This window comes from Staphylococcus ureilyticus, from assembly GCF_002902235.1.
Taxonomy (GTDB): domain Bacteria; phylum Bacillota; class Bacilli; order Staphylococcales; family Staphylococcaceae; genus Staphylococcus; species Staphylococcus ureilyticus.
The window spans coordinates 1-24,508 of the sequence record NZ_PPRL01000078.1 but is presented as its reverse complement, the minus strand read 5'-3'; the positions used below and the strand labels follow the sequence as shown (position 1 = coordinate 24,508).

At 31.2% G+C, this 24,508-nt stretch carries 23 protein-coding genes; 16 read left to right on the top strand and 7 right to left on the bottom strand.

Annotated features, from left to right (window positions below; genetic code table 11):
- The first annotated feature begins 242 nt into the window (after window positions 1–242).
- From CD150_RS08100 to sucB, 4 genes are all read left to right on the top strand, one after another.
- Window positions 243–905 (top strand): response regulator transcription factor, encoded by a 663-nt coding sequence (locus CD150_RS08100; RefSeq protein ID WP_073342096.1) that lies wholly within the window; start codon window positions 243–245, stop codon window positions 903–905.
- Entirely contained in the window at window positions 902–2,257 is a 1,356-nt protein-coding gene (locus CD150_RS08095) for a HAMP domain-containing sensor histidine kinase (protein ID WP_046208272.1), read from the top strand. The genes CD150_RS08100 and CD150_RS08095 overlap by 4 nt, the downstream gene beginning before the upstream one ends.
- Window positions 2,258–2,441: 184 nt before the next feature.
- The gene (locus CD150_RS08090) at window positions 2,442–5,246 is read left to right on the top strand and encodes a 2-oxoglutarate dehydrogenase E1 component (protein WP_073342098.1); all 2,805 of its coding nucleotides are present in this window, start codon (window positions 2,442–2,444) and stop codon (window positions 5,244–5,246) included.
- A 13-nt stretch (window positions 5,247–5,259) separates the two neighbouring features.
- A complete protein-coding gene (gene sucB / locus CD150_RS08085) occupies window positions 5,260–6,537 on the top strand; it encodes a dihydrolipoyllysine-residue succinyltransferase (protein ID WP_073342100.1) in 1,278 nt (425 codons plus the stop codon).
- 189 nt (window positions 6,538–6,726) lie between these two features.
- On the opposite strand, the gene CD150_RS08080 is transcribed toward sucB, so the two are convergent.
- Window positions 6,727–7,224, bottom strand: a complete 498-nt coding sequence (locus CD150_RS08080; protein ID WP_073342102.1) for a tyrosine-type recombinase/integrase — start codon at window positions 7,222–7,224, stop codon at window positions 6,727–6,729.
- Between the two features lie 144 nt (window positions 7,225–7,368).
- Here CD150_RS08080 and CD150_RS08075 point away from each other — a divergent pair, with 144 nt between their 5' ends.
- A complete protein-coding gene (locus tag CD150_RS08075; RefSeq protein WP_103161479.1) occupies window positions 7,369–7,887 on the top strand; it encodes a hypothetical protein in 519 nt (172 codons plus the stop codon).
- Window positions 7,888–8,923: 1,036 nt separating this feature from the next.
- On the opposite strand, the gene CD150_RS08060 is transcribed toward CD150_RS08075, so the two are convergent.
- Window positions 8,924–9,472, bottom strand: a complete 549-nt coding sequence (locus CD150_RS08060) for a helix-turn-helix domain-containing protein (protein WP_073342108.1) — start codon at window positions 9,470–9,472, stop codon at window positions 8,924–8,926.
- A gap of 112 nt (window positions 9,473–9,584) precedes the next feature.
- Between CD150_RS08060 and CD150_RS08055 the strand changes: the two genes are divergently transcribed.
- On the top strand, window positions 9,585–10,172 hold the full coding sequence (locus CD150_RS08055; RefSeq protein ID WP_073342110.1) for a LysE family translocator: 588 nt from the start codon (window positions 9,585–9,587) through the stop codon (window positions 10,170–10,172).
- An 18-nt stretch (window positions 10,173–10,190) separates the two neighbouring features.
- On the opposite strand, the gene CD150_RS08050 is transcribed toward CD150_RS08055, so the two are convergent.
- Window positions 10,191–11,069, bottom strand: coding sequence for an AraC family transcriptional regulator (locus tag CD150_RS08050; protein WP_046208278.1), 879 nt, complete (start codon window positions 11,067–11,069; stop codon window positions 10,191–10,193).
- A gap of 124 nt (window positions 11,070–11,193) precedes the next feature.
- Between CD150_RS08050 and CD150_RS08045 the strand changes: the two genes are divergently transcribed.
- The 5 genes from CD150_RS08045 to CD150_RS08025 all read left to right on the top strand — a co-directional run bounded on the left by CD150_RS08045 (window position 11,194) and on the right by CD150_RS08025 (window position 15,973).
- Window positions 11,194–12,060 (top strand): sugar phosphate isomerase/epimerase family protein, encoded by an 867-nt coding sequence (locus CD150_RS08045; RefSeq protein WP_103161478.1) that lies wholly within the window; start codon window positions 11,194–11,196, stop codon window positions 12,058–12,060.
- Between the two features lie 81 nt (window positions 12,061–12,141).
- Window positions 12,142–13,035 (top strand): sugar phosphate isomerase/epimerase family protein, encoded by an 894-nt coding sequence (locus CD150_RS08040; protein WP_073342118.1) that lies wholly within the window; start codon window positions 12,142–12,144, stop codon window positions 13,033–13,035.
- Complete coding sequence (locus CD150_RS08035) at window positions 13,032–14,177, top strand: Gfo/Idh/MocA family protein (RefSeq protein ID WP_073342121.1); 1,146 nt, start codon at window positions 13,032–13,034, stop codon at window positions 14,175–14,177. Before CD150_RS08040 ends, CD150_RS08035 begins: the two co-directional genes overlap by 4 nt.
- A 26-nt stretch (window positions 14,178–14,203) precedes the next feature.
- Entirely contained in the window at window positions 14,204–15,211 is a 1,008-nt protein-coding gene (locus CD150_RS08030; RefSeq protein WP_046208360.1) for a Gfo/Idh/MocA family protein, read from the top strand.
- Window positions 15,212–15,409: 198 nt separating this feature from the next.
- Window positions 15,410–15,973, top strand: a complete 564-nt coding sequence (locus tag CD150_RS08025; RefSeq protein ID WP_073342123.1) for a dihydrofolate reductase family protein — start codon at window positions 15,410–15,412, stop codon at window positions 15,971–15,973.
- A gap of 177 nt (window positions 15,974–16,150) precedes the next feature.
- Here CD150_RS08025 and CD150_RS08020 read toward each other — a convergent pair whose 3' ends face one another.
- Window positions 16,151–16,351, bottom strand: coding sequence for a hypothetical protein (locus tag CD150_RS08020; RefSeq protein WP_046208283.1), 201 nt, complete (start codon window positions 16,349–16,351; stop codon window positions 16,151–16,153).
- A gap of 215 nt (window positions 16,352–16,566) precedes the next feature.
- Here CD150_RS08020 and CD150_RS08015 point away from each other — a divergent pair, with 215 nt between their 5' ends.
- The 5 genes from CD150_RS08015 to brnQ3 all read left to right on the top strand — a co-directional run bounded on the left by CD150_RS08015 (window position 16,567) and on the right by brnQ3 (window position 21,922).
- Window positions 16,567–17,376 carry a VOC family protein gene (locus CD150_RS08015; RefSeq protein WP_073342125.1) on the top strand — a complete coding sequence of 270 codons (810 nt, stop codon included), beginning with the start codon at window positions 16,567–16,569 and terminating at the stop codon, window positions 17,374–17,376.
- A 23-nt stretch (window positions 17,377–17,399) separates the two neighbouring features.
- Entirely contained in the window at window positions 17,400–17,603 is a 204-nt protein-coding gene (locus tag CD150_RS08010; RefSeq protein WP_019468793.1) for a DUF6501 family protein, read from the top strand.
- Between the two features lie 160 nt (window positions 17,604–17,763).
- Window positions 17,764–18,555: an ATP-binding protein gene (locus tag CD150_RS08005; RefSeq protein WP_046208285.1), complete on the top strand. Its 792-nt coding sequence runs from the start codon at window positions 17,764–17,766 to the stop codon at window positions 18,553–18,555.
- 12 nt (window positions 18,556–18,567) lie between these two features.
- Window positions 18,568–20,457 (top strand): vWA domain-containing protein, encoded by a 1,890-nt coding sequence (locus tag CD150_RS08000; protein WP_103161477.1) that lies wholly within the window; start codon window positions 18,568–18,570, stop codon window positions 20,455–20,457.
- Window positions 20,458–20,578: 121 nt separating this feature from the next.
- Window positions 20,579–21,922 (top strand): branched-chain amino acid-like transporter carrier protein BrnQ3, encoded by a 1,344-nt coding sequence (brnQ3, locus tag CD150_RS07995; RefSeq protein WP_046208287.1) that lies wholly within the window; start codon window positions 20,579–20,581, stop codon window positions 21,920–21,922.
- A gap of 251 nt (window positions 21,923–22,173) precedes the next feature.
- Here the strand turns inward: brnQ3 and CD150_RS07990 are convergent, their stop codons facing one another.
- From CD150_RS07990 to CD150_RS07980, 3 genes are read right to left on the bottom strand one after another with little or no spacing between them, the layout of a single operon-like run.
- Window positions 22,174–23,307 carry a toxic anion resistance protein gene (locus tag CD150_RS07990; protein ID WP_046208288.1) on the bottom strand — a complete coding sequence of 378 codons (1,134 nt, stop codon included), beginning with the start codon at window positions 23,305–23,307 and terminating at the stop codon, window positions 22,174–22,176.
- 28 nt (window positions 23,308–23,335) lie between these two features.
- Window positions 23,336–23,956, bottom strand: coding sequence for a 5-bromo-4-chloroindolyl phosphate hydrolysis family protein (locus CD150_RS07985; protein WP_046208289.1), 621 nt, complete (start codon window positions 23,954–23,956; stop codon window positions 23,336–23,338).
- Window positions 23,957–23,969: 13 nt separating this feature from the next.
- Window positions 23,970–24,239 (bottom strand): acylphosphatase, encoded by a 270-nt coding sequence (locus CD150_RS07980; RefSeq protein ID WP_073342133.1) that lies wholly within the window; start codon window positions 24,237–24,239, stop codon window positions 23,970–23,972.
- Window positions 24,240–24,508: the final 269 nt, after the last annotated feature.

Sequence of the window (24,508 nt, the reverse complement as noted above, 5' to 3'; positions counted from 1 at the left end):
ATTCTACTAAAACAAATATGTGTGGGGGGGAATGTCTATGTAGTATTGATAATCATTTTCAATTACATTATACAACACTGAGAATAATTGTCAATTAGATTTCTAATATTTTCTAATATTTTCTAATCTTTTATTTCAACATCGTTATATTTAATTATATTCAATATCTTATTTTATTTTTAATACCCTGTTACTTTCTATAAACTGTTATTTCATATATTATATATTTTGAGGTGTAAGCAATGACAAAAATTTTAATTGTTGAAGATGAACAAAATCTTGCACGTTTTATCGAGTTAGAATTAGAGCACGAAAACTATGCCGTAGATATTGAATATGATGGCAAACCTGGGTTGGAAAAAGCTTTAACAAATGATTACGATTTGATTTTGTTAGATTTGATGCTACCTAATATTAATGGTTTAGAAATTTGTAGACAAGTCAGACAAAATAAATCCACTCCTATAATTATTATCACAGCAAAAAGTGACACTTACGATAAAGTAGCTGGATTAGATTATGGGGCAGATGATTATATAGTAAAACCATTTGATATTGAAGAATTATTAGCAAGAATAAGAGCAATGTTACGTAGACAGCCACAAAAGAACATCATCGACATGCAAGGCATTATTATCGATAGAGATGGCTTTAAAGTAACTGTAGATGGTAATACTTTGGATTTGACGAAAACAGAATATGATTTATTGACATTATTAGCTGAAAATCGTAATCATGTATTACAGCGAGAACAAATTATCGCAGATGTGTGGGGTTATGATTCAGAAGTTGAAACTAACGTTGTTGATGTATACATCCGCTATTTAAGAAATAAGCTTAAACCATATAATAAAGATAAAATCATAGAAACTGTACGTGGCGTGGGATATGTGGTTAGAAAATGAAACAGCGTAAATTAAAAACCAAGTGGATGATTATCACAACAACGATTACGTTTTCAACCATATTTATATTTAGTTTAATTATCATATTCTTTCTAAGTAACGCATTACGTCACAACGAACTAAGCGAAGCCGAAAGAAGTTCATCGGATATCATTCAACTTTTCGAATCTAAACAATTGAATGATATTACACCATTAGACTTAAATGCTTCGTTAGGTAATTTTCAAAAAGTGATTCTTTATAATAAAAATGGTGAAAAACAAATAGAGACTTCAAATGACAACGATATCGTTTATTCACCTAATTTCAAACCTAAAGAAATTGATACGGCTTTAATAAAAAAATACCATAACAACGATTATTTAATTATTACAAACCGGATTAATACGCACCATTTTAAAGGATATAGCGTAATCATTCATTCTTTAGAGAATTATAATGCACTCGTCAATTCATTGTATTTTATTGCACTCATATTTGGAGTGATTGCTACTTTTATAACTGCAATGGTAAGTTATTTCTTCTCTGCACAAATTACAAAACCATTAATCTTAATGTCTAATAAAATGCAACAAATTCGTCGTGATGGTTTCCAAGAAAAAGTGGACTTAGTTACTAATTATGAAGAAACAGATAATTTAATTGTTACTTTTAATGAAATGATGTTCCAATTAGAAGAATCGTTTAACCAACAGCGTCAATTTGTTGAAGATGCTTCACATGAGCTACGAACTCCATTACAAATTATTCAGGGTCACTTAAATTTGATACAGCGGTGGGGCAAAAAAGATGCAGCAATTCTTGAAGAGTCACTCGACATATCCTTAGAAGAAATGACTAGAATTACAAAATTAGTTGAAGAATTATTATTGTTAACAAAAGATAACAACAACAGTAAAGAAAATGAAACCGAAAGTGTAGAAATTAATCAAGAGATTACATCCAGAATTAAATCACTAAAACAACTTCATCAAGATTATGTTTTTGAATTTGTACCTTATCAAAAACCGCTTAATATAAAAATAGACCGTTATCAATTTGAACAAGTCCTAATTATCTTTATTGATAACGCCATGAAATATGATCAAGTTAATAAATATATTCAAATTCAAACAAATCTAAGGAACAAACAAATATCAATTGAAATCACTGACCATGGTGTAGGTATTCCAAAAGAGGATATAGATTTTATTTTTGACAGATTCTATAGAGTTGATAAATCCCGTTCCAGAAAGTTAGGCGGCAATGGTTTAGGTTTGTCGATAGCTAAAAAAATCATTGAATTAAATCATGGGACAATTCATGTAGAAAGTGAAGTAGGAAAATACACGACATTTAAAATCACATTTTGATTATTAACAGGTTACTCATTCAAGTGAAAATATGTTACGCTATAAAATGAAAATACAATTAGCAGAGCCAAATAAAAACAGGTTCTGCTTTTTTCATATAACTAGTTATTGATACTTTAATTTGCTTTTATTTAATGCTATTATTGATTTGTAAGCGTTTTAACTATTTTGTGGAGGGTGTAATATGAGCAACGAAAGTCAGGTTACCCAGGCACCTGTAAATTTCGGGGCAAATCTTGGATACATTTTAGATCTATATGATTTATATTTGAATGATCCAGCTTCAGTCCCTGAAGATTTACAAGTCCTATTTAGTACAATCAAAAACGGTGAAGCAAACATCGCAACAAATACAGCTGATGGTCAACAAAATGCGACTAAAGCTGATAGCACGATTAAACGTGTTATGCGTCTCATAGATAACATACGTCAATATGGGCATTTATTGGCAGATATTTATCCAGTTAACAAACCTGAAAGAGAAAATGTTCCAAAATTAAATATTGAAGATTTTAATTTGGATAAAGAAACACTAGAGTCAATTTCAGCAGGTATTGTATCTGAACACTTTAAAGATATTTACGATAATGCTTATGAAGCTATTGTTCGTATGGAAAAACGTTATAAAGGACCTATTGCATTTGAATATACACATATCAATAACAATAGGGAACGTGTATGGTTAAAACGTAGAATAGAAACACCATACAAAGCAACATTAAACGATAATCAAAAGATTGAATTATTTAAAAACTTAGCACATGTAGAAGGCTTCGAAAAATATTTACACAAAAATTTTGTGGGCGCAAAACGTTTCTCAATAGAAGGTGTAGACACACTAGTGCCAATGTTACAACAAACATTAAGACTTGCTAGTGACGAAGGCATTCAAAATATACAAATAGGTATGGCCCACCGTGGTAGATTAAATGTACTTACACATGTGTTAGAAAAACCATATCAAATGATGATTTCTGAATTCATGCACACTGATCCAATGAAATTCCTACCAAAAGATGGTAGTTTAGAATTAACTTCAGGTTGGTCAGGAGATGTAAAATACCATCTCGGTGGTGTAAAAACTACAAATTCTTATGGCAGTGAGCAGCGCATATCTCTTGCGAATAATCCAAGTCATCTTGAAATCGTTGCGCCGGTTGTATTAGGTAAAACACGTGCAAATCAAGATGATACCGACAAACCGGGAAAAGTTCATACTGATTTCCATAAATCTATGCCAATATTGATTCATGGTGATGCTGCTTACCCAGGACAAGGTATTAACTTCGAAGCTATGAATTTAGAAAATTTAGACGGCTATTCAACAGGTGGTACACTCCATATTATCACTAATAATAGAATTGGCTTTACAACTGAGCCAGAAGATGGTCGTTCTACAACGTATTCATCTGATGTTGCAAAAGGCTACGATGTACCTATCATGCATGTTAATGCAGATAATGTTGAAGCAACTATTGAAGCAATTGAAATTGCTATGGCGTTTAGAAAAGAATTCCATAAAGATGTTGTCATTGATTTGGTTGGTTATCGTAGATATGGGCACAATGAGATGGATGAACCATCCATTACCAATCCGTTACCATACCACAATATTCGAAAACATGACCCTGTTGATGTACTTTATGGTCATCAATTAGTTCAAGATAATATTATTTCTGAAGATCAAATGAATCAAATCTTTGATGAAGTTCAAAAAGAACTCCGTGCCGCTCATGATGAAATAGATAAAAACGACAAGATGGATAATCCAGATATGCAAAAACCAGATAGTCTTGCAGAACCACTCCAAAGTGTCGATGTGGATGTAAGTTATGAACAACTTAAAGAAATTAATGATGCAATGCTATCATATCCATCTAACTTTAATGTTCTTAAAAAATTGAATAAAGTCTTAGAGAAAAGAAGAGAGCCTTTTGAGAGCGAAGATGGATTAGTTGATTGGGCTCAAGCAGAACAATTAGCATTCGCAACAATCACTCAAAAAGGTACGCCTATTCGCTTAACTGGACAAGATAGTGAACGTGGTACATTCAGTCACCGTCACGCCGTACTCCATGACCCTGATTCAGGTGAAGAATATATCCCACTTCACAATGTTCCAGGACAAAAAGCAACTTTTGAAGTGCGTAACTCGCCACTATCAGAAGCAGCGGTTGTTGGCTTTGAATATGGTTATAATGTGCAAAATAAAGATTGTATGACAATTTGGGAAGCCCAATATGGAGACTTTTCTAATATGGCTCAAATGATATTCGATAACTTCTTATTTAGTGCTAGAGCTAAATGGGGCGAACGTTCAGGTTTAACACTATTCTTACCTCATTCATTTGAAGGTCAAGGGCCTGAACATTCATCTGCACGTTTAGAAAGATTCTTACAATTAGCTGGGGAAAATAACAGTACAGTAGTAAACTTATCAAGCTCAAGTAACTACTTCCATTTACTGAGAGCTCAAGCTGCTAGCTTAGGTACACAATCAATGAGACCGCTAGTAGTAATGTCTCCTAAGAGTCTCTTACGTAATAAAACAGTTGCTGACCCAATTGATAAATTTACATCTGGAAAATTCGAACCAATTTTACCAGAAGAACATGATAAAGAAGCTGTTAAAAAAGTAATTCTAGCTTCAGGTAAAATGTTTATTGATTTAAAAGAATATTTAGCAAAAAATCCAAATAATTCAATTTTACTAGTTGCCGTGGAAAGATTATATCCATTCCCAGCTGAAGAAATTGAAACATTACTAAATGAATTACCTCATTTAGAAAATGTAGCTTGGGTACAAGAAGAACCTAAGAACCAAGGCGCTTGGTCATTTGTTTATCCATATCTGAAAGAATTAACTACAGATAAATACGATTTAAGCTATCATGGCCGTATTCAACGTTCAGCTCCTGCTGAAGGTGATGGAGAAATACACAAACTTGTTCAAAATATGATAATCGAACAAAGCACAAAATTTAACTAGGGGGAAGTTAAGCATGCCAGAGGTAAAAGTTCCAGAATTAGCAGAATCCATTACAGAAGGTACCATTGCAGAATGGTTAAAACAAGTCGGTGATAGTGTAGATAAAGGTGAAGCTATCCTTGAATTAGAAACAGATAAAGTAAACGTCGAAGTAGTTTCTGAAGAAGCTGGTGTATTACAAGAATTACTTGCAAATGAAGGTGATACGGTAGAAGTTGGCCAATCTATCGCTGTTGTAGGCGAAGGAAGTGGCAATAATAATTCAGAAGCACCTAAACAAGATAATTCTGAATCACAAGCAGCTGATAGTAACGAAAAATCAGAGCAACCAAAATCAGAAGCTCAAAATGATAATGAAAGCACTGCTGACGATTCACAAAATAAAGGACAACGTGTTAATGCGACACCATCTGCACGTAAATATGCACGTGAAAAAGGCATTGACTTATCCGAAGTAGCAACGCAATCAAAAGATGTTGTTAGAAAAGAACATGTTGATCAATCACAAAATAATAAGAATGAACAAGCTGCACAATCGTCATCAAAAGAAGAACCTAAAAAACAAGCAGCTCCACAAAACCCAACAAAACCAGTTATCAGAGAAAAAATGTCTCGCCGTAAGAAAACAGCTTCCAAAAAGTTATTAGAAGTATCTAATAATACAGCAATGCTAACAACATTTAATGAAGTTGATATGACAAATGTGATGAACTTACGTAAACGTAAAAAAGAACAATTCATTAAAGATCATGATGGTACAAAACTAGGTTTCATGTCATTCTTTACAAAAGCATCAGTAGCAGCATTGAAAAAGTACCCTGAAGTAAACGCTGAAATTGATGGTGAAGACATGATTACGAAACAATACTATGACATCGGGGTTGCCGTATCTACAGATGACGGATTACTCGTACCATTTGTAAGAGATTGTGATAAGAAAAACTTTGCCGAAATTGAAGATGAAATAGCTAATTTAGCTATCAAAGCGCGTGATAAAAAATTAGGTTTAGATGATATGGTAAATGGTTCATTTACTATTACCAATGGTGGTATCTTTGGTTCAATGATGTCTACACCAATTATTAATGGTAGCCAAGCTGCGATTCTAGGTATGCATTCTATTATTACACGTCCGATTGCTATCGACGCAGACACAATTGAAAACCGTCCGATGATGTACATTGCATTAAGTTATGATCATAGAATCATCGATGGTAAAGAAGCAGTAGGTTTCTTAAAAACTATTAAAGAATTAATTGAAAATCCAGAAGATTTACTATTAGAATCTTAATCCACAACACAAAATAGTTTACTAATCCCAATACAACGGCGTTTATCGTCGTTGTATTTTTATGTGCTTATTTCATTTTTGAGAATTTCCCCCAATTCCCCCCATAGCTTAATTATTTTTAGAAGCAGGCTACACTATTCATAATCAAAATAAAAAAGCACCTAATCAATATAGGTACTTTCAGTTTAATTATTGAACTAACCTTAATTTTTCTTTTTGATTAATATTATTTTTAAAGTCTTTGTCATATGCCTCTAGCTCATTAATCAAATTTTGTGCCATATTATCAGTTACATGTGTATATATCCATAATGTCATATTGCTATCAGAATGACCTACACGCTCTTGAATAGCTTTTAATGGGATTGGGGGATGTGCATGCTGTGCAAAGATAGATACATGAGTATGACGCATTGTGTGTGTTGTGACACGCTTTGTGATATTGGTAATCTCCAATGCTTCTTTTAAGATATAATTTATCTTATTAGTTGAAAGGGGATTTCCTTTTTTATTTGTGAATATAAAATCTCGTTCTAAAAATACGGGGTCTAATTCGTTAAATTGCTTATACTTGAATAATTCCTCAAAGATTTCTATCGCTCGTGCTGTAATACCAATTTTGCGCATGACCGAACCCGTTTTTGTAATATCTTTAAACTGTAACACTAATACTTTACCAATACGCATACTAGTTCTATTTTGTTACAAAATATAAACTAAATACAACAATTACGAAGTAAAAGTACACACTTGGGAAATAATAAAACGCTTACAATATTAAATTGTTATAATATTTTTAGAATAAAGTAAAAGTAAAGGAGATAGAAAATTATGAAAAAATTATTGTTTGCAACTTTAGCTACAGGTGCTTTGACATTAGGTTATGCAACTGTCCCGTATGCAGATGCAAAAGCAGTAGAAAATCAGTCACAAGACAGTCAGTCCACAAATTCTAAGATGCAATACTTTTCAAACCAAGATTTGTTTGACCAATTAGAGAAAGATGGTTATGATATTAACGACATTTATACAAAAGAAGAAATTAAACAGTATAAAGCTGAAGACCAATTACGCGCTGGAAAAACTACTTTTGTAGATCATGGTAACGGTAAAGCTACTCTGTATTTATCATCAGCATATACTAAAGCTATAGCGTGGTCAGGAGCAGCTGCAGCTGGTGCAATATCAGGATTAATAGGGGGTCCTTTAGGTGGTTCCATTGGTAGTTTCCTTGGTGCCATGGCTGGTTCATCCTTAGACACAAGTAAAGGGGTTTATATAAATATGAAATCTGTAAAAAATGCCGCTGGTAATTATGTGTTTAAAGGTACTAATTGGGGTTATCAATAAAAAGAGGTGGTTTTATGACACTTAAAAATTCATTGAGATTCGGCATCATAATGGCATTAGTTATGTGTACAATGTTTTATATTTTTCCAATGCCTGAAACGTTTGTGTGGAAAACAATATTTTGCCTAATAATAGTTGGTGTTGGTTTATTACTATCATATTTTATTTTAGGAAAAGAGAATATGAAAAAAAAGTAGCTCATTGTTCTTGTTAAAATTTACCACGTTATTAATTAAAATAGCGTGGTTTTATTATTAATAAATATATTGTATGGATGTAGATAAGTACAGAAGTGTTCACATCTAAACGCAGATTTGCTTTTTGATTAAATATTAGGGGAGTACCCCCAAATTTCCCCCATAGACGAGATTAATCATGAATATTTATACGCATTTATTTATGAAGCGGTTGCTTAAAAACCGCTTCAGTTCAGTGTTTTACCATGTATAACATTAGAATATATATTCTATCTAAATCCAGAAGATTTACTTTTAGAATCTTAATCCACAACACAAAATAGTTTACTAACCTTAATACAACGGCGTTTATCGTCGTTGTATTTTTATGTGCTTATTTCATTTTTGATAACATTCAAATGCACGCTCTAGTATTATTTTACTGTTGAAAGTCATTGTGATTATTTGAATATAAAATAAAAAGCACCTAAATGATTTAAGTGCTTTTGTATTATATGAAAGATATTATTACTAATAATAAAGCACAAGCTAAGCAGATGTATCCTGTAACTTTAAAATTTTGCTTAAAAAATACATAACTTAAAATGAAAATAGATAGAGTTAGGCTTAAGATAGATAGTAGAACAGATACATGAATGATATTAAAACTTATGAAAATATGAAAAACAAATAACATTATAGCTATTATTAATAATATTATTTCAAGTGGTTTTAAATCTTTCATTTGAGGATTGACCATAATATTGTCCTCCCTGAATTTATCAAATTAAGCATATCCATATCATCAAACATGAAAAGCTGTAAAAATATCCTTTTCAATCTATTGATATTATTACATATTAATAATGAATAGTCATATGTAAGTACACAGGTTCATCATGTTGGTTTAAATATTGGTGAAATATATTTCCATTAAATTTAATAGCTTCATTTTTATGAATAATAAAGGTTTCTCCATCTAATATAAGTGTTAAGGTACCTTCATAGACTGTGATATATTCCATTGTATTTGATCCATGGGGCGACCCGTCCATTTGCCCTTCAACTCCAATAACAACCATATAGCTTTCAAACTTCTTTTCAATATCAAACTTGAATAGAGGATATGCTTTATATTTATTATCTTCTGAAATTAAGGGTTGTATTTCATTCAAACTAATTTTCTGTATAATATTGCTATTTTCTTGTGTTAATTCTGTGAATGATACTTTTAAACCATTTGCTATCTTCCATAATGTTGTGATAGATGGAATGGATATCTTACGTTCTATTTGTCCCAACATTGTTTTACTTACACCTGTGACATCAGATAATTGTTCCAATGAATAACCACTTTGTTTTCTATATAATTTTAAATTTTCAGCTATAATGTCGTTAATTTCTCTCATCAATTTAAGCACCTCTATTTACAATATAACGTATAAACCATATACTTTAAAGACCAAACATTATAACGTAAATTTGGACGTTATAATGTTTTGATACGTGGGGGAGATTAAAATGTTAATAATATCTATGCTTATATATGCTGTTGTTGCAAGCTTTACACCCGGTCCTAATAATATAATGGCTTTGTTTTTTTCTCAAAATTTAAATTTTAAAAGCAGCTTACGATTTTCAATTGGTGTTGGATTTGGTTTTCTTTTGTTGTTACTAATATCCAGTATATTTAATACAACTTTGCATGCCGCTTTTCCTAAAATTGAATTTTTGATGAAAATATTTGCATTTATATATTTACTTTATTTAGCTTTAAAGATTTCTATGAGTTCTATTTATGGGACAAAGCAAACTTTTAGTCACAAGCTCAGTGGTTTAAAATCTGGTGTAATGTTACAATTAATTAATCCTAAAGGAATTATTTATGCTTTAACAGTAATTTCTACTTTTATCACACCTTTTTCTACGGATTGGCAAAAACAATTACCCTTTATTATCTTACTGGCTATTATCGGTTTTTTAGGTACTTTGAGTTGGGGCGTTTTAGGTTCTTTATTTAAATCATTTATATCAACACATGAACGTATATTTAATTTTGTCATGGCTGGTCTATTAGTTTATGTTGCTATAAATATTTTAATACACTAGTTATGAAATGATTGTTATTTAATGATTATCATATTGTTGTGAAAATTCGCGCGGACTACAACCATATGAGGTTTTAAATCTTCTGTAAAAATTCGAATAATCACTAAAACCACAATGAGTTGCTACTTGTTGTGGATTTTCTCCATTTTTTAATAACCTTTGAGCATTTTGCAAACGCAGATTTAATAAATAACGATATGGTGGATAGCCAACTAGTTTTGTAAATTGTTGCGTGATTTTATGTCGACTTACAAAAAATTTATTTTCAAGTTGCTCTAATGATATTTCCTGACTGTAATGTAATTCCATATAGTCTAATACCTGTCTAACTAAGTGACTAGATGGGTCATCACTATAATCAACGATACCTTCATTTTCTATTGCTACTCTATTAAGTATGATTAAAAACTGTGTCAGTAAAGATTTAGCAGCTAAATCTTTACCAAAAGCTTGATTATCTTGTTCATTAATTAAACCTTGTAACAAATAATATAATTCTCTTTTTTGATATTCCGATAACTGCAATAGATATTTAAATTTAGATGAATATTTATCAAAACACACGCTTAGATCACAATTTTCTACAGAAAGTTCATTTATTATTTCGGCATCAAATCGTAAGCCGATACGCTCTGCGTGACCATCCTTTTGTTCATCCAAACGATGGAATTCGTATGGTGGAATAATGAGCATTGAGCCAACCTCTAAATTAAAAGATTGTCCTTCTATGGTATAAAGCAAATTTCCAGATAATGAAAAAAATATTTCATAATGATCATGATAATGTAATTCATTTCCAAAATGACCGTCACTTATTTTATGCCATGCGGCGTATTGACCATCAAAGGGTAATGAAATTGTATCAAATTGTTGGGTAAATGTTTCTCTATCTTTCATGAAAATATCCCTCCTGCTCAAAAAACATACTTTTTTCCATGATTTACAATGTTGTTATTTTTCCCTCAAATTATAATTATATTATAACACTAAAATATAAATATTTTTGAAAGGAAGAATGAATATGACATCAACTCAAATTGGCGTTCAAATGATGATGCTCAAACAAAAAGTACAAGAAGAAGGATTATATAACGTACTGAAGAAAGTCAGTGATTTAGGTTATAATGCTGTCGAGATTTCTCAAATCGACATGAACCAACAAAATATTGAAGCAATGCAACAAGCGATTAATGATTTTGGAATGAATATTGCAGCAATGTCCTGTGGTGTAGAGCATATATCTGCTAAACAAAAATATCCCGGAGATACTTTGGAAGATGATTTCGAAAAAATTGTAGCTGATTGTAAAGCTGTGAACTGTTCTATTTTGAGAATAGGGATGTTACCAATTAACTATATGGGGTCCAAAGAAAGCACCTTACAATTTGCTGAAATTTGTGAAACTTATGCCAAAAGACTTAAAGAAGAAGGCATTGATTTATACTATCATGCCCATAATTTAGAATTTGTTCAATACAATGGACAATTTATGCTTGATTTAATGAGAGATCATACAAATTATTTAGGTTTCGAACTAGATATCCATTGGATTTGGAGAGCAGGACTTAATCCAATAGATGTCATTCCAAAATATGCAAATCGTATTCGTGCTATACATTTAAAAGACTATCGAGTAGGTGAAATAGATATGTCACAATATCCTGGCGAAGGACATGAAAAATTATATTATATGTTACATATGATTACTCAATTTGCTGAATTAGGAAAAGGCACTTTACCGCTTAAGGATATTATTGAAATTGGACGTGAAAGTGGCAGTGAATATTTCTTCGTTGAACAAGACGAGCTATACGGCGAAGATCCATATAATTGTTTAACAATTAGCCGGGACCACTTATATGATCTGGGTTATAAATCTTGGTTTTAATGTTTACTCTAAAATAAATATTCTGTGCTTATTTACATTTAATTAAGTAAGCGCTATCAAAATGATAAGGATGTAGATACGATGTTTAAAAATATTGAGATCTCTGGATTTTCTGATGAAATCGCTTCAGATTTTCAAACACAGTTAAAAACGGTAAATGAGCTAGGCATGAGCTATATTTCCTTACGTGGAATTGATGATAAAAATATTGGTGATTACTCAGTAGAAATGATTAAGAAAGATGTAATTCCTCGCTTAAAGCAATGGAATATCGGAGTATCATCTATAGGTTCACCAATTGGCAAAATTTATATAGATGATGAAGTAGCGTTTGAAAGACAATTAGTAATGCTCAAATCATTATGTGAAATAAGCCAATTGCTCAATTGTCAGTATATTAGAATATTTAGTTTTTATATTCCTAAAAAAGACAATTTTGATGATTATAAAAATGTAGTGATTTCAAAATTAAAGGAGTTTGCAAAAATAGCTGAGCAATACAATATTGTACTGTTACATGAAAATGAAAAAGATATTTTTGGTGATATTGCTCGTCGATGTAAACTTATTCTTGATGAAGTAAACTCTCCAAATTTCAAGGCGATATTTGATTTTGCGAACTTTGTCCAATGTGGAGAAGATACACAGGACTGTTACGACTTACTTTCAGATGACATAGCGTATATCCATATTAAAGATGCAGTATACAAAGATAATGTTAATGTGCTATGTGGTACAGGTGATGGTCAGATTGAAAGTATCTTAGTACAATTTTTTGAATCAGGTTATCAAGGATTCTTAACACTTGAACCGCATCTTGTCGTTTTTGATGCTATTAAAGACTTAGAATTAGAACATTCAACTGAAACAATTCAAAATTCTGCTGCAAAAGATGGTGCAGAAGGATATAAAATGCAATATGAAGCACTTTTGAAAATATTATCGAATATAAACAATAAGGAGAATACACAATGAAAAAAATTCGTTTAGGCATTATTGGTTTGGGCGCTCAAGGTAGTACGTATGCTGAATTTATTAAAGCTGGTAAAATTCCACAAATTGAAATTGGAGCGATTTGCGACATCAATACTGAAAAGAAAGATGAAGTAAAAAATCATTATCCTAATGTACCATTTTATAATGACTATATCGCTATGCTAGAAAGTGGGGATGTTGATGCAATTGTTACAACCGTTCCTCATTATCTGCATACTGATATAGGTAAAGAAGCCTTAAAACGGGATATTCACGCTTTACTTGAAAAGCCGGCTGATATTTATGCTGAAAAAGTGAAAGAAATAAGTGAATTAGCAGCATCCAAACCACATTTAACATTTGCGATATTCTTTAATCAACGCACAAATCCACTTTATCAAAAAGTAAAATCTCTTATTGATGACGGTGTAATTGGAAATATTCGTCGTACGAATTGGATCATCACGACTTGGTGGCGTCCTCAAGCATACTATGATCAAAGTTCATGGAGAGCTACATGGTCAGAAGAAGGCGGCGGTGTTTTAGTAAACCAAGCGCCACACCAAATAGATCTATTACAATGGCTATGTGGGATGCCAAAATCTGTGTTTTCAAATATTAAATATGGCTATCAGCGTGATTTAGCGGTTGATGATGATGTAACAACCATTCTAGATTATGGCAATGGTGCGACAGGTGTATTCATTACATGTACCCACGATATTATCGGTACTGATCGTTTAGAAATCACAGGTGATAATGGCAAAATATTAGTTGAAGATAGTAAGACAATCACATTGACACGTTTAAAAGAATCAGAAACACAAATGAATCGAAATATGTCTTGGGAAGAAGCAGCTAAAATCTTTAAAGGCAACGGATTAGAAAATATTTATGATCAGCAAACATTTGAATTTGAAAGTGTGTGGGGTGAGCAACATATAAATGTATTAGAAAATTTTGCCGCTAATATCATTGACGGGACACCTTTAATTGCGCCTGGAAATGACGGCATAAATGGCGTGAATTTAGTAAATGCAATCTATTTATCTAGTTGGACAGGTAAAGAAGTAACAGTTCCAGTAAATCCCTCAGAATTTAAAGATGCATTAAAGCAACAAATTCAAAACGAAGCACATTAAAAATGTTTAAAATCGGAGCTGGTAATATGTTGAAAATTGGAATTATAGGACTAGGTGATATTTCAGCAATACATCTCAATACGATAGAGGCAAATTCCAATGTAGCATTAGTAGCTGCATGTGATATAGATAACGCCATGCAAACTAAAGTACCCAATGCTCAATTTTTTACAAATTTTGAAAATATGTTAAAAGAAGTGGATCTAGATTGTGTACATATTTGTTTGCCTCATCATTTACATGTATCTGCGACAACTGCCTGTGTAGAAAGAGGTATACATGTTTTGCAAGAAAAACCTCTATCAATTAATGCTAAAGAAGGATTAAAATTAATACAATTAGAGCAAAAATATCCAGATACTAAAATATGTGTTTGCTTTCAAAATAGATTTAATGAAACATTTCAAACTTTAAAACAGATAGTACAAAGCAAAAAGTTTGGTGAAATCATTGGTATAAAAGGTATCGTTACTTGGTTCAGACCCGAATCATATTATACTGATAAACCATGGCGTGGAAAATTAGATACTGCTGGAGGTGGTGTATTAATCAACCAAGCCATACACACCTTGGATTTAATGCAATTACTTTGCGGCCCTGTTGATACAATTAAAGGCAATGTATCACAATTGTTAGATTATCAAATTGAAGTCGAAGATACCGCTTCTGCACATATTAAATTTAAAAATGGGGCGAATGGAATGTTTTTTGCCACTAACGCTAATTTTGGCAATTCAAGTATCGAACTTCAAGTCATTTTTGAAAATGAAAAATTCACAATTAAAGATAATATACTTACACGTGTTAATAAAGAAGGATACAAAATTCATATTATTGAAGATAAAAAATTGCCAGGTACAAAATCATATTATGGACCAAGTCATGGGACACTCATAAATCAATTCTACGATTCCATTTATAATCACACTAAAAACTATATACACGTTAAAGATGCACTACCATCAATAGCAATCATAGATGCAATACAAAAATCTTCACAAACAAATGAGACAATTCATTTTACCAGTATTTAGCAAACAAATGAAATTTTGGTATTTTAATTTATTGTGGAACATAATCATAGCGATTAAAAGTAAACTCATTCAAGTTAATTAATGAACTGGACAGAAATCCTTTTTATATCGATTTCTGTCCATTTTTATTATTCTTAGCTTTATTGTAAATAGTAATTTTATAAACTATAATGAAAATAACCAAAATAAGGAGTAATCATGATGACCACAAATAAAATTATTTTAGATTTAGCGATTACATTGGATGGATATATAGAAGGGCCGAATGGAGAAGTTGATTGGTGCATCATGGACGAAGAAATGAACTTTAATCATTTTCTAGAACAAATTGATACTATTATATATGGTAGGAAAAGTTATGATTTATGGGGAGAATTTATGCCAAATTTAAAGGATGATCAATTTGGGGATAAAATGATGTGGGACCAAATTCATAGCAAGCAGAAATTTGTGTTTACTAGCCAAAATTATAGTGATAAAGCGCATACAAAGTTTATTAACGGTGATAATATCAGTAGCAAGGTTTTGAAAATCAAAAAACATAGCAACAAAGACATATGGCTCTATGGCGGCTCAACTATTATCACAACTTTTATAAATCTTAACCTTATTGACGAATATAGACTTTCAATCCACCCAGTCATTTTAGGATCTGGAAAACCTCTTTTTGAACACAATCAAAATCGGGTCAACATCTCATTGTGTAATACACATGTTTATAAAAGTGGTGTAGTGCAAATGATTTATCAAAAAATAGACTAAACATAGAAGCAAAAACATCTCATTTTTGCATAAACAACTTTAAACGGGAAGTTGACTTTATTTTATCTGCATTAAAATTAACAAAATGTCAATTTCTATAATTTTTCAATAGAAATTGACATTTATATTATTTCACCAATAATATTAAAATCTTTGGCTAATTTAAAGCGCGTTATTTTAAGCAATAAATACAAAAAGCTCAATAATCGCTAAAATTAAAAACACTAGAAAAACAATGCCATAAATATTATTTTTCTTGATACTTTCTTTGCTTGCTTTTTGCTGTTTTGCTTTATTATTTATATTGGAAAAGAAAGTAATACCTGAATAAACTGCAATCAGTACTGTTACACCAAATAAAATCCATGTACCAAACATATATATAACCTCCTTAAATAACTAAAATAAATTTTTTCATACATATAAAATAATTATTCCTATTATATACCTATATTAATACATTTCTGCTAATCCTCCAATGTTTAAAATTTACAATTTTGTAAATACAATCACAATCAGATACTTCATCATACAAATAACATGTAAAATAAGTTATAATGTATTGAAAGAATATGAATAGAGGGGTTAATATAATGAATGGTCTTAGAAGTGTAACTACAGGGACAAATGATTTAAGTAAAACCAAAGAGTTATTCTCCAGCATACTTGGATTAAATGTGGCAGATAAAGGACAAGCTTTACGTTTTGGTGATGCTGAATTAAATTCAGGTACACGTATACATTTTGTAGAAGTACCAAACTATATTAACAATAACAACCATATTGAAAATATCGGTTTAAGAGTTCCAAGTGATGAAGGTCTTGAAGAATATCAATCAATTTTAGAACAGCATCAAATTGCTTTCGGTGCGCCTACTGATTTAAACGGTCATAAATATTTCAATTTCCAAGATCAAAATGGGCAGACATTTAATATTTATTCCAATGAACATAATTCTGGTACACCACTCGGTATACCAACCTTCGAAAGTAATGTAAACCCGCTGCATCAAATTCAAGGCCTAGGTCCTGTTATCTTAAAAGTTAACGATATAGTACTTACACAATCTATTTTAACTAGGGTGTTTGGCCTAGAACATTTTGCAGAATATACTCCTAACGACCATGCTAATTTTAAAATACAAGTTTTTCGTATTGGTGATGGTGGTTTAGGAGGCGAGCTGCATGTTCACGCATCAGACGAAGAAATTTTAATGCCGGAACATGGTATATTAGAACAAATTGAATTTGGAATAGAATCTAAATCACGATTCCAAAAGACTATTGAAGAACTTGAATCCATTGGAATCCCTTATCAAACATTAGATCAAGAAGGCGAAAGATCACTAAGAATCACTGAAAAAAGTGGTATTACATTCATTTTAACCTTAGAAACATCATAATAAAAAAGAGAGGATTTTTAGCTATGCTACATGAAACTTGGAAAGATCATACACCCATTAAAAAAGTAGAAGTTACACATACAGATGCACAAAAATTCACAGTGTCTGACATGTTAACTGTAGGACAACAATATGATGTAATAAATGAAACTGAAGAATATTATCAAATCATCGACAACTCTGGACTTGTCGGTGGCTACTTTAAAACCTATTTTAAAGAGGTATAATTTACAATATGAAACATGTGAAATAGAAAACGTGTAATATTAAATATAACTTAAATTAATAAGACTAGGGCTATATAATTTCAAACATTATCCAAGCCCCGGTCTATTTTTAATGATATGAATTTTATAAATTATTTTATTTTTAAAGGAGCAAGGAACAATGACGAATTCGCAATATATTAACAAAGATGAAACTGTGTTTGATGATGCAACATCAATGATGGCATTGAATAAAAATATTTTATTAAAAGGACCAACGGGCTCTGGAAAAACAAAGCTAGCTGAGACTTTGAGCGAAACAATAGATCGTCCAATGCACCAGGTCAATTGTTCAGTAGATTTAGACGCTGAAAGTTTATTAGGTTTTAAAACGATACAGACAAATGAAAATGGCACACAAGAGATTGTATTTATTGATGGACCAGTTATCAAAGCAATGAAAGAAGGCCATATACTTTATATCGACGAAATCAACATGGCAAAACCAGAAACTTTACCCATTTTAAATGGCGTATTAGATTACCGTAGAAAATTAACAAATCCGTTCACTGGTGAAATTATCAATGCTGCCCCTGGATTTAATGTAATCGCTGCAATAAACGAAGGATATATTGGTACATTGCCAATGAACGAAGCACTTAAAAACCGGTTTGTCGTTATTCAAGTAGATTATATTGATGGCGATATTTTAAGTGATGTAATTAAAAATCAAAGCCAATTATCAGATGATAAAACAATACAAAAAATCATTAATTTTAATGAAGATTTACGAACAATGACCAAACAAGGTCAAATTTCTGAAGAAGCAGCGAGTATACGTGCTTTAATTGATTTAAGTGATTTGGCTACCGTGATGCCTATAGAGCGCGCCATTAAACGTACAATTATCGATAAACTAGAAGACGAACGTGAACAGCAAGCCATATTAAATGCAGTAGAATTAAACTTTTAGTGAGGGATATTTATGAGCGATCGTTTTATATTATTTAATGACGAACAGCTAGATGCAAAGCAAGTAATGATGTTGCAAGATTTGGCTCGATTATTACTAAAAAATGAACAAACACAAGTTAAAATTCAAAAATTCCCATATTACGATCCAATCAATAATATGTTAATAACGAGTGCTTTTTGGTCGCATAGAAGAAATGACATTGAAACGACGGGGCTCAAGACTGATGTCATGCTTGCTGCTTATGGCTACAAATTGATGGATGAAACAGTTGTCAACGAAGTTATTCATAATAATACGTTTAAACATCCAAAATTTTTCCAACAACTTTTTAAATTATTAGAAGATAAAAGAGTATTAAACGAAATAGTTAAACAACGGCCGTCTACTAAAGATGCCATTCACATGCGCAATGAAATTAGATTAAGTTATAATAGTACTCAAATCAATGTATATAAAACCAAAAAGACGTTTACAGATTTACTCTTTTTATATTTGGAATCATCGTTTTTAAGTGAGAACTTTTACGACATACCCCAAATTGGTCCACAAATTGATGATATTCTGACAAATATGTATCAATATTTGCCTAATTTTTTCTATAATGATTCGTCCAAGGATAATATGTACTTAGCTGAACGGATTATGTTCCAAATTGATGATATCTTAAATGAAGATATGTTAAATGAATATTATCATTTACCTAAAAAAGTATATGAAGCCATTCACGAACTCAAATTTGAAGATATAAAACGAACGGATGCAAGTAATACTGATAAATCTTCAAACAATGATCATGACGAAGAAAGTGTTAGTGAAGATATAGAATCTAATCATCAAGATAGTGCTTCACAAGGTGGAGCATATTTAGAAATGGAACTACATGAAGGTGAAAATAGTGAGGTTGTTGGTGATAATGACACTGCTAGAGAAGGCGACAGCGGCGATGATATGACAGATATGCAAACTAAAAAAGGTAAAGGATCTACGAATCAAGTAGAAAGTGAAGAAGGTGGGTCAGTAGGCAATCATTCTGCTTTTGCATTAAAAGGGATAAACGCAAACGTAGACGTTAAATGGAACATACCTGAAATAATACCTGAATATCATAATGAATATCATGATGTTGAAAAAGAAGTCCAATTTGAAAAAAAAGACTTGATACAAATTATCAAAAAAACAATAGATAGAGAATACCAAGATGAGCGTCGAAATCTAACAAAAGGACGATTACAAAAAAATCTATTAAATTGGTTTATTGATGACCAATATAAATTATTTTATAAAAAACAAGATTTAAGTCAATCGTTTGATGCAACCTTTACTTTATTAGTTGATGCTTCAGCAAGTATGCAAGATAAAATGTCTGAAACAATTAAAGGTGTCGTTTTATTTCATGAAACGTTAAAATCTTTAAACGTAAAACATGAGATACTAGCATTTAATGAAGATGCCTTTGATGCTGATGATACAAAACAACCTAATATCATTGATGAAATTATTGCTTATGATCAATCAACTATAAAACGAGAAGGACCTAGAATCATGGCATTACAACCACAAGATGATAATAGAGACGGTGTTGCGATAAGAATTGGCAGCGAACGCTTAATGCGTAGAGCGCATAATCAACGTTTTCTAATTGTGTTTTCTGACGGTGAGCCATCAGCTTATAATTATAGTCAAGATGGTATTCTTGATACTTATGAAGCTGTGGAAACAGCTCGTAAATTGGGTATTGAAGTTTTTAATGTATTTTTAAGTCAAGACCCAATTACAGAAGATATTGAAGAAACAATTCATAACATTTATGGCAACTATGCAATTTTCGTAGAAGGTGTAGAAAATCTGCCAAGCCATCTTGCACCATTACTTAAAAAATTATTATTAAAATCTTTTTAGTACGTAATTTATTTATAAAATCACACATAAATTGAAATATTCAGAAATTTATATAGACGCATTCTTATAAATCGTGATAGAATAGTAAATATTATTTTATAGGCAAGAAGGAGAACGATTTATGAATAAAAATACATGGATTATAGGATTCACGCTGTTTGCTATGTTTTTCGGAGCCGGCAATCTTATATTTCCACCAAATTTAGGTTTAGATAGCGGCCAATTCTTTTGGCCTTCCATATTAGCATTTGCTTTAACTGGTATAGGATTGCCCTTATTAGGGGTAATCGTTGGTGCTTTAGATAAACAAGGTTATATTGGTTCTTTAAATAAAATTTCACCAAAATTTTCTGTGATATTCTTAATTGTCATATATTTAACAATTGGACCTCTTTTTGCAATACCACGTACTGCATCTACGTCATTTGAAATGACAATTACGCCAATTGCCCATACAAATAGTAGCTTAGCATTGTTTATATTTACAATCATTTACTTTTTAGTAGTTTTATATTTATGTATTAATCCAAATAAAATGGTAGATCGCATTGGGTCATTGTTAACACCATTATTATTAATTACTATTTTAGCGATGATTATCAAAGGGTTTGTTGATTATGGTGGTAATACACATAGTCAGGCAGCTGAAGCTTTTACTTCTAATTTTGCAGGTTTTTCACAAGGATTTACGAATGGTTATTTGACAATGGATGCGATTGCTGCCATTGCTTTTTCAATGATTGTGGTTAACGCGGTAAAAGCAACTGGCATCACGCACGCCAACAAAATTTTCAGACAAACACTATTAGCTGGAATTATTGCTGCAGTGGCACTTATGTTTATTTATATTTCCTTAGGATTTATTGGTAACCATATGGCTGTCCCGCAAGAGAAAGTTGCCAGTTTAATTGCTAACGATCAAAATATTGGTACATATTTACTAACGACAATGGCAAGCGCTGGATTTGGTGCTTTTGGAAAGTACTTGTTAGGTATCATCGTAGCTCTTGCTTGTTTAACAACTGCTTGTGGATTGATCGTATCTGTTTCAGAGTATTTTAATAGAATATTCCCAAGAATTTCATATAAAACTTACGTTATCATCTTCACGTTAGTGAGTTTTATTTTAGCAAATCAAGGATTAAACTCAGTGATTACAATGTCAGTTCCTGTTTTAAGTATTGTATATCCAGTAGCGATTACTTCGGTACTTTTAATATTACTAGCACGTTTTATTCCAACAAAACCAATTGCACAGCAAATTCCTGTAGCAGTAGTTTCTATTATTTCAATCCTTAGTGTGATTCACACACAAGGTTGGTTCAAGTTAAGTCTTATTGATAACTTACCACTGAAAGATTATTCATTAGAATGGTTCCCAATAGCAGTGATCACTACAATTATTGGTTATATTGTAGCACCGTTATTTAAGAAACAGAAAACTATCGTTTATGAAAAAGAATAATAAAATCAAATAACTCGTAGGGTATAAACATCCCTCATTAACGAAGAAACGTCAATTTCAATAGAAATTGACGTTTTTGTATATTAAGATTACTTGTTCTAGGTGAAAGGAGTACTTAACTGATGGACAGTAACAAGCTCATGATATAACAACCAAGACAAAATATACAATGAAAAAAAAGACCCGTAAATGAATCATTAAAAACATTCATTTGCGGGCTTAATATCTTATAGAGTATTTCTGTATCCATTTTATTTTTGCTGTTTCATACCTAATAATTGATTTTTCATTTCTGTTTCTAATTGGTTTAATTCAGTTTCTGCTTGTTTACGTTTATTTCGACCCTGTTCTTGGATTTGGAGGGTCTGTTCAATCGTGTCTATGATATCTTGCTGTGTTGTTTTTAAGGTTTCAATATCGACAACACCACGTTCATTTTCAGTAGCTGTAGCAACAGCATTTTGCTTTAAAAGTTCTGAATTCTTGAGTAACAAATTATTTGTAGTATCTGTTACTGCTTTCTGTGCAGAAACTGCATTACGTTGTCTCATTAATGTCAGTGCAATAGACATTTGGTTTTTCCATAAAGGAATGCTCGTTAAAATTGAACTTTGAATTTTTTCTGCTAATGCATGATTCACATTTTGAATCATTCTAATTTGTGGCGCAGTTTGTATAGCAATTTGTCTGGATAGTTGTAAATCATAAATGCGTTTATCTAATCTATCTATAAATTGTTCCATATCTGATACAGCTTGTACATCCATTTGATTACCTGTGGATTCAGCTTGAGCATTTAATTTCGGCATATCTTCTTGTTGTATCACTTGTTGCTTTCTTTTAGCTGCTTCTATATACAGTGTTAATTCATCAAAATACGTTTTATTTAAATGATACAATTCATCTAGCATTCCAATATCTTTATTTAAATTATTTTTATGTTTATCTAGTTCAATTGAAATGCGATCAATTTGAGATCCTACAGATTGCATTTTTGAAAAAATTTCATTAACTGAAGCTTTTGTTCTTCTAAAAATACGTTTTAATTTTGATTGATTTTCTGGGTTTAACTCATCTGGGTTTACAGATTTAAGTTTGCTCATCAATCCATTTAAAGATTCCCCAACAGGACCAACATCTGTGGTTTTCACCTCATTAAGAATACGATGTGAAAATTGAGACATATCAGATTGTGCAGAAGTACCATAATTTAATAAGCTATCATTATCCATTGGTTTTATTTGTTTAGTTAATTCATCAATCTTCTGTTCATCTTCTTTAGTATATTGTTTTGTGCTGTTAATAATTTCTGATTCATTTGCTGATTGTTCATCAATATATTTATCCAATGGGTGCGAATTTAAAAAGTCTTGTTCTCTTACCATTTAATTTCACTCCACTTCTTTATATAAGTTACTTTTGTCTTTTTTGTTCAATTTTATTTAATTCCATTTCTATATCTAATTGGCTATAATCTTCTTCATTAATTCTCTTTAAATCTGCTACTAAAGTTCGTTTAACTTCATCTAAAGTGATGCGAGTTTGTGCTAACTTTTGCTTTTCTTCTTCTGATTTTTTTGGTGATTTTGCTAATCTCGTATAAGATTCAATGAGATTTAATGCATTATCAATATGAGAGTAGAAAAAACTTTCTACTTTAAAAAACATTCTGGGTTGTTGCTTTACTGCATAGTATATTGCTCGAGATATTCTATATATTTCGTTTACTTGTCTAAAATCTTTGATTGATCTTACGTTAACAAAAGTTTTTAAAATTCTTCTTATCTTGTCTTGTGCATTATTTAATTGACTATTTACAAAATGATAATCTCTTCGTGTTAAACCAATCTCATTTAAATATTTTCTAGAAGTTAAACGCTGAGTAGGGAAGTAGAATGCTATAAACGCTACTGCAGAAATAAGAAAATCAAAAATAAAATTTAACTCTAATGCAAATACACTAGAAATCCACGCGATAACAGCTATTGGAAAAGCAATAATGGTCCCATAAATTCGCGAAATATTATATCTCAAACTTCATCTTCCTTTATATTGTACTAAAATTTTCCCATGATTCATTCGTTTCTATCTCTTCAATTTCATAATCTTCAACTTGAGAAGCAGGTGAAGCACCCTCAGTGATAGCATTAGTAAATGATGTTAGTGATGATTCATCTCCTTGAGCATAAATCTCTACATAATCAGATATATTTTGAACAGTACCTACAACATTATATTTTTTTGCTATCTTCTCAGTATAATAGCGAAAACCAACGCCTTGTACTATACCAAATACTTTAATATGTTTGCATTGCATATAATCACCTCTTATTATCATTATACGAAATTTTATCATACAAAACTAATATTTTTGTCTGAATAACAATTGTCTATCCGTCAAAAGTATGAAACAGATAACTTGATTTTATATATGATACAGTTAAAATATTACACATAGCTATTTAGCAATATCTTTTGCGTATGGATGAATAAATTTTTTAAAATACGTTACATAATATATAGACAATATATAAAATTATATACAAATAATTCAAAATAAACGTAATAAATCATGATTAATATAAT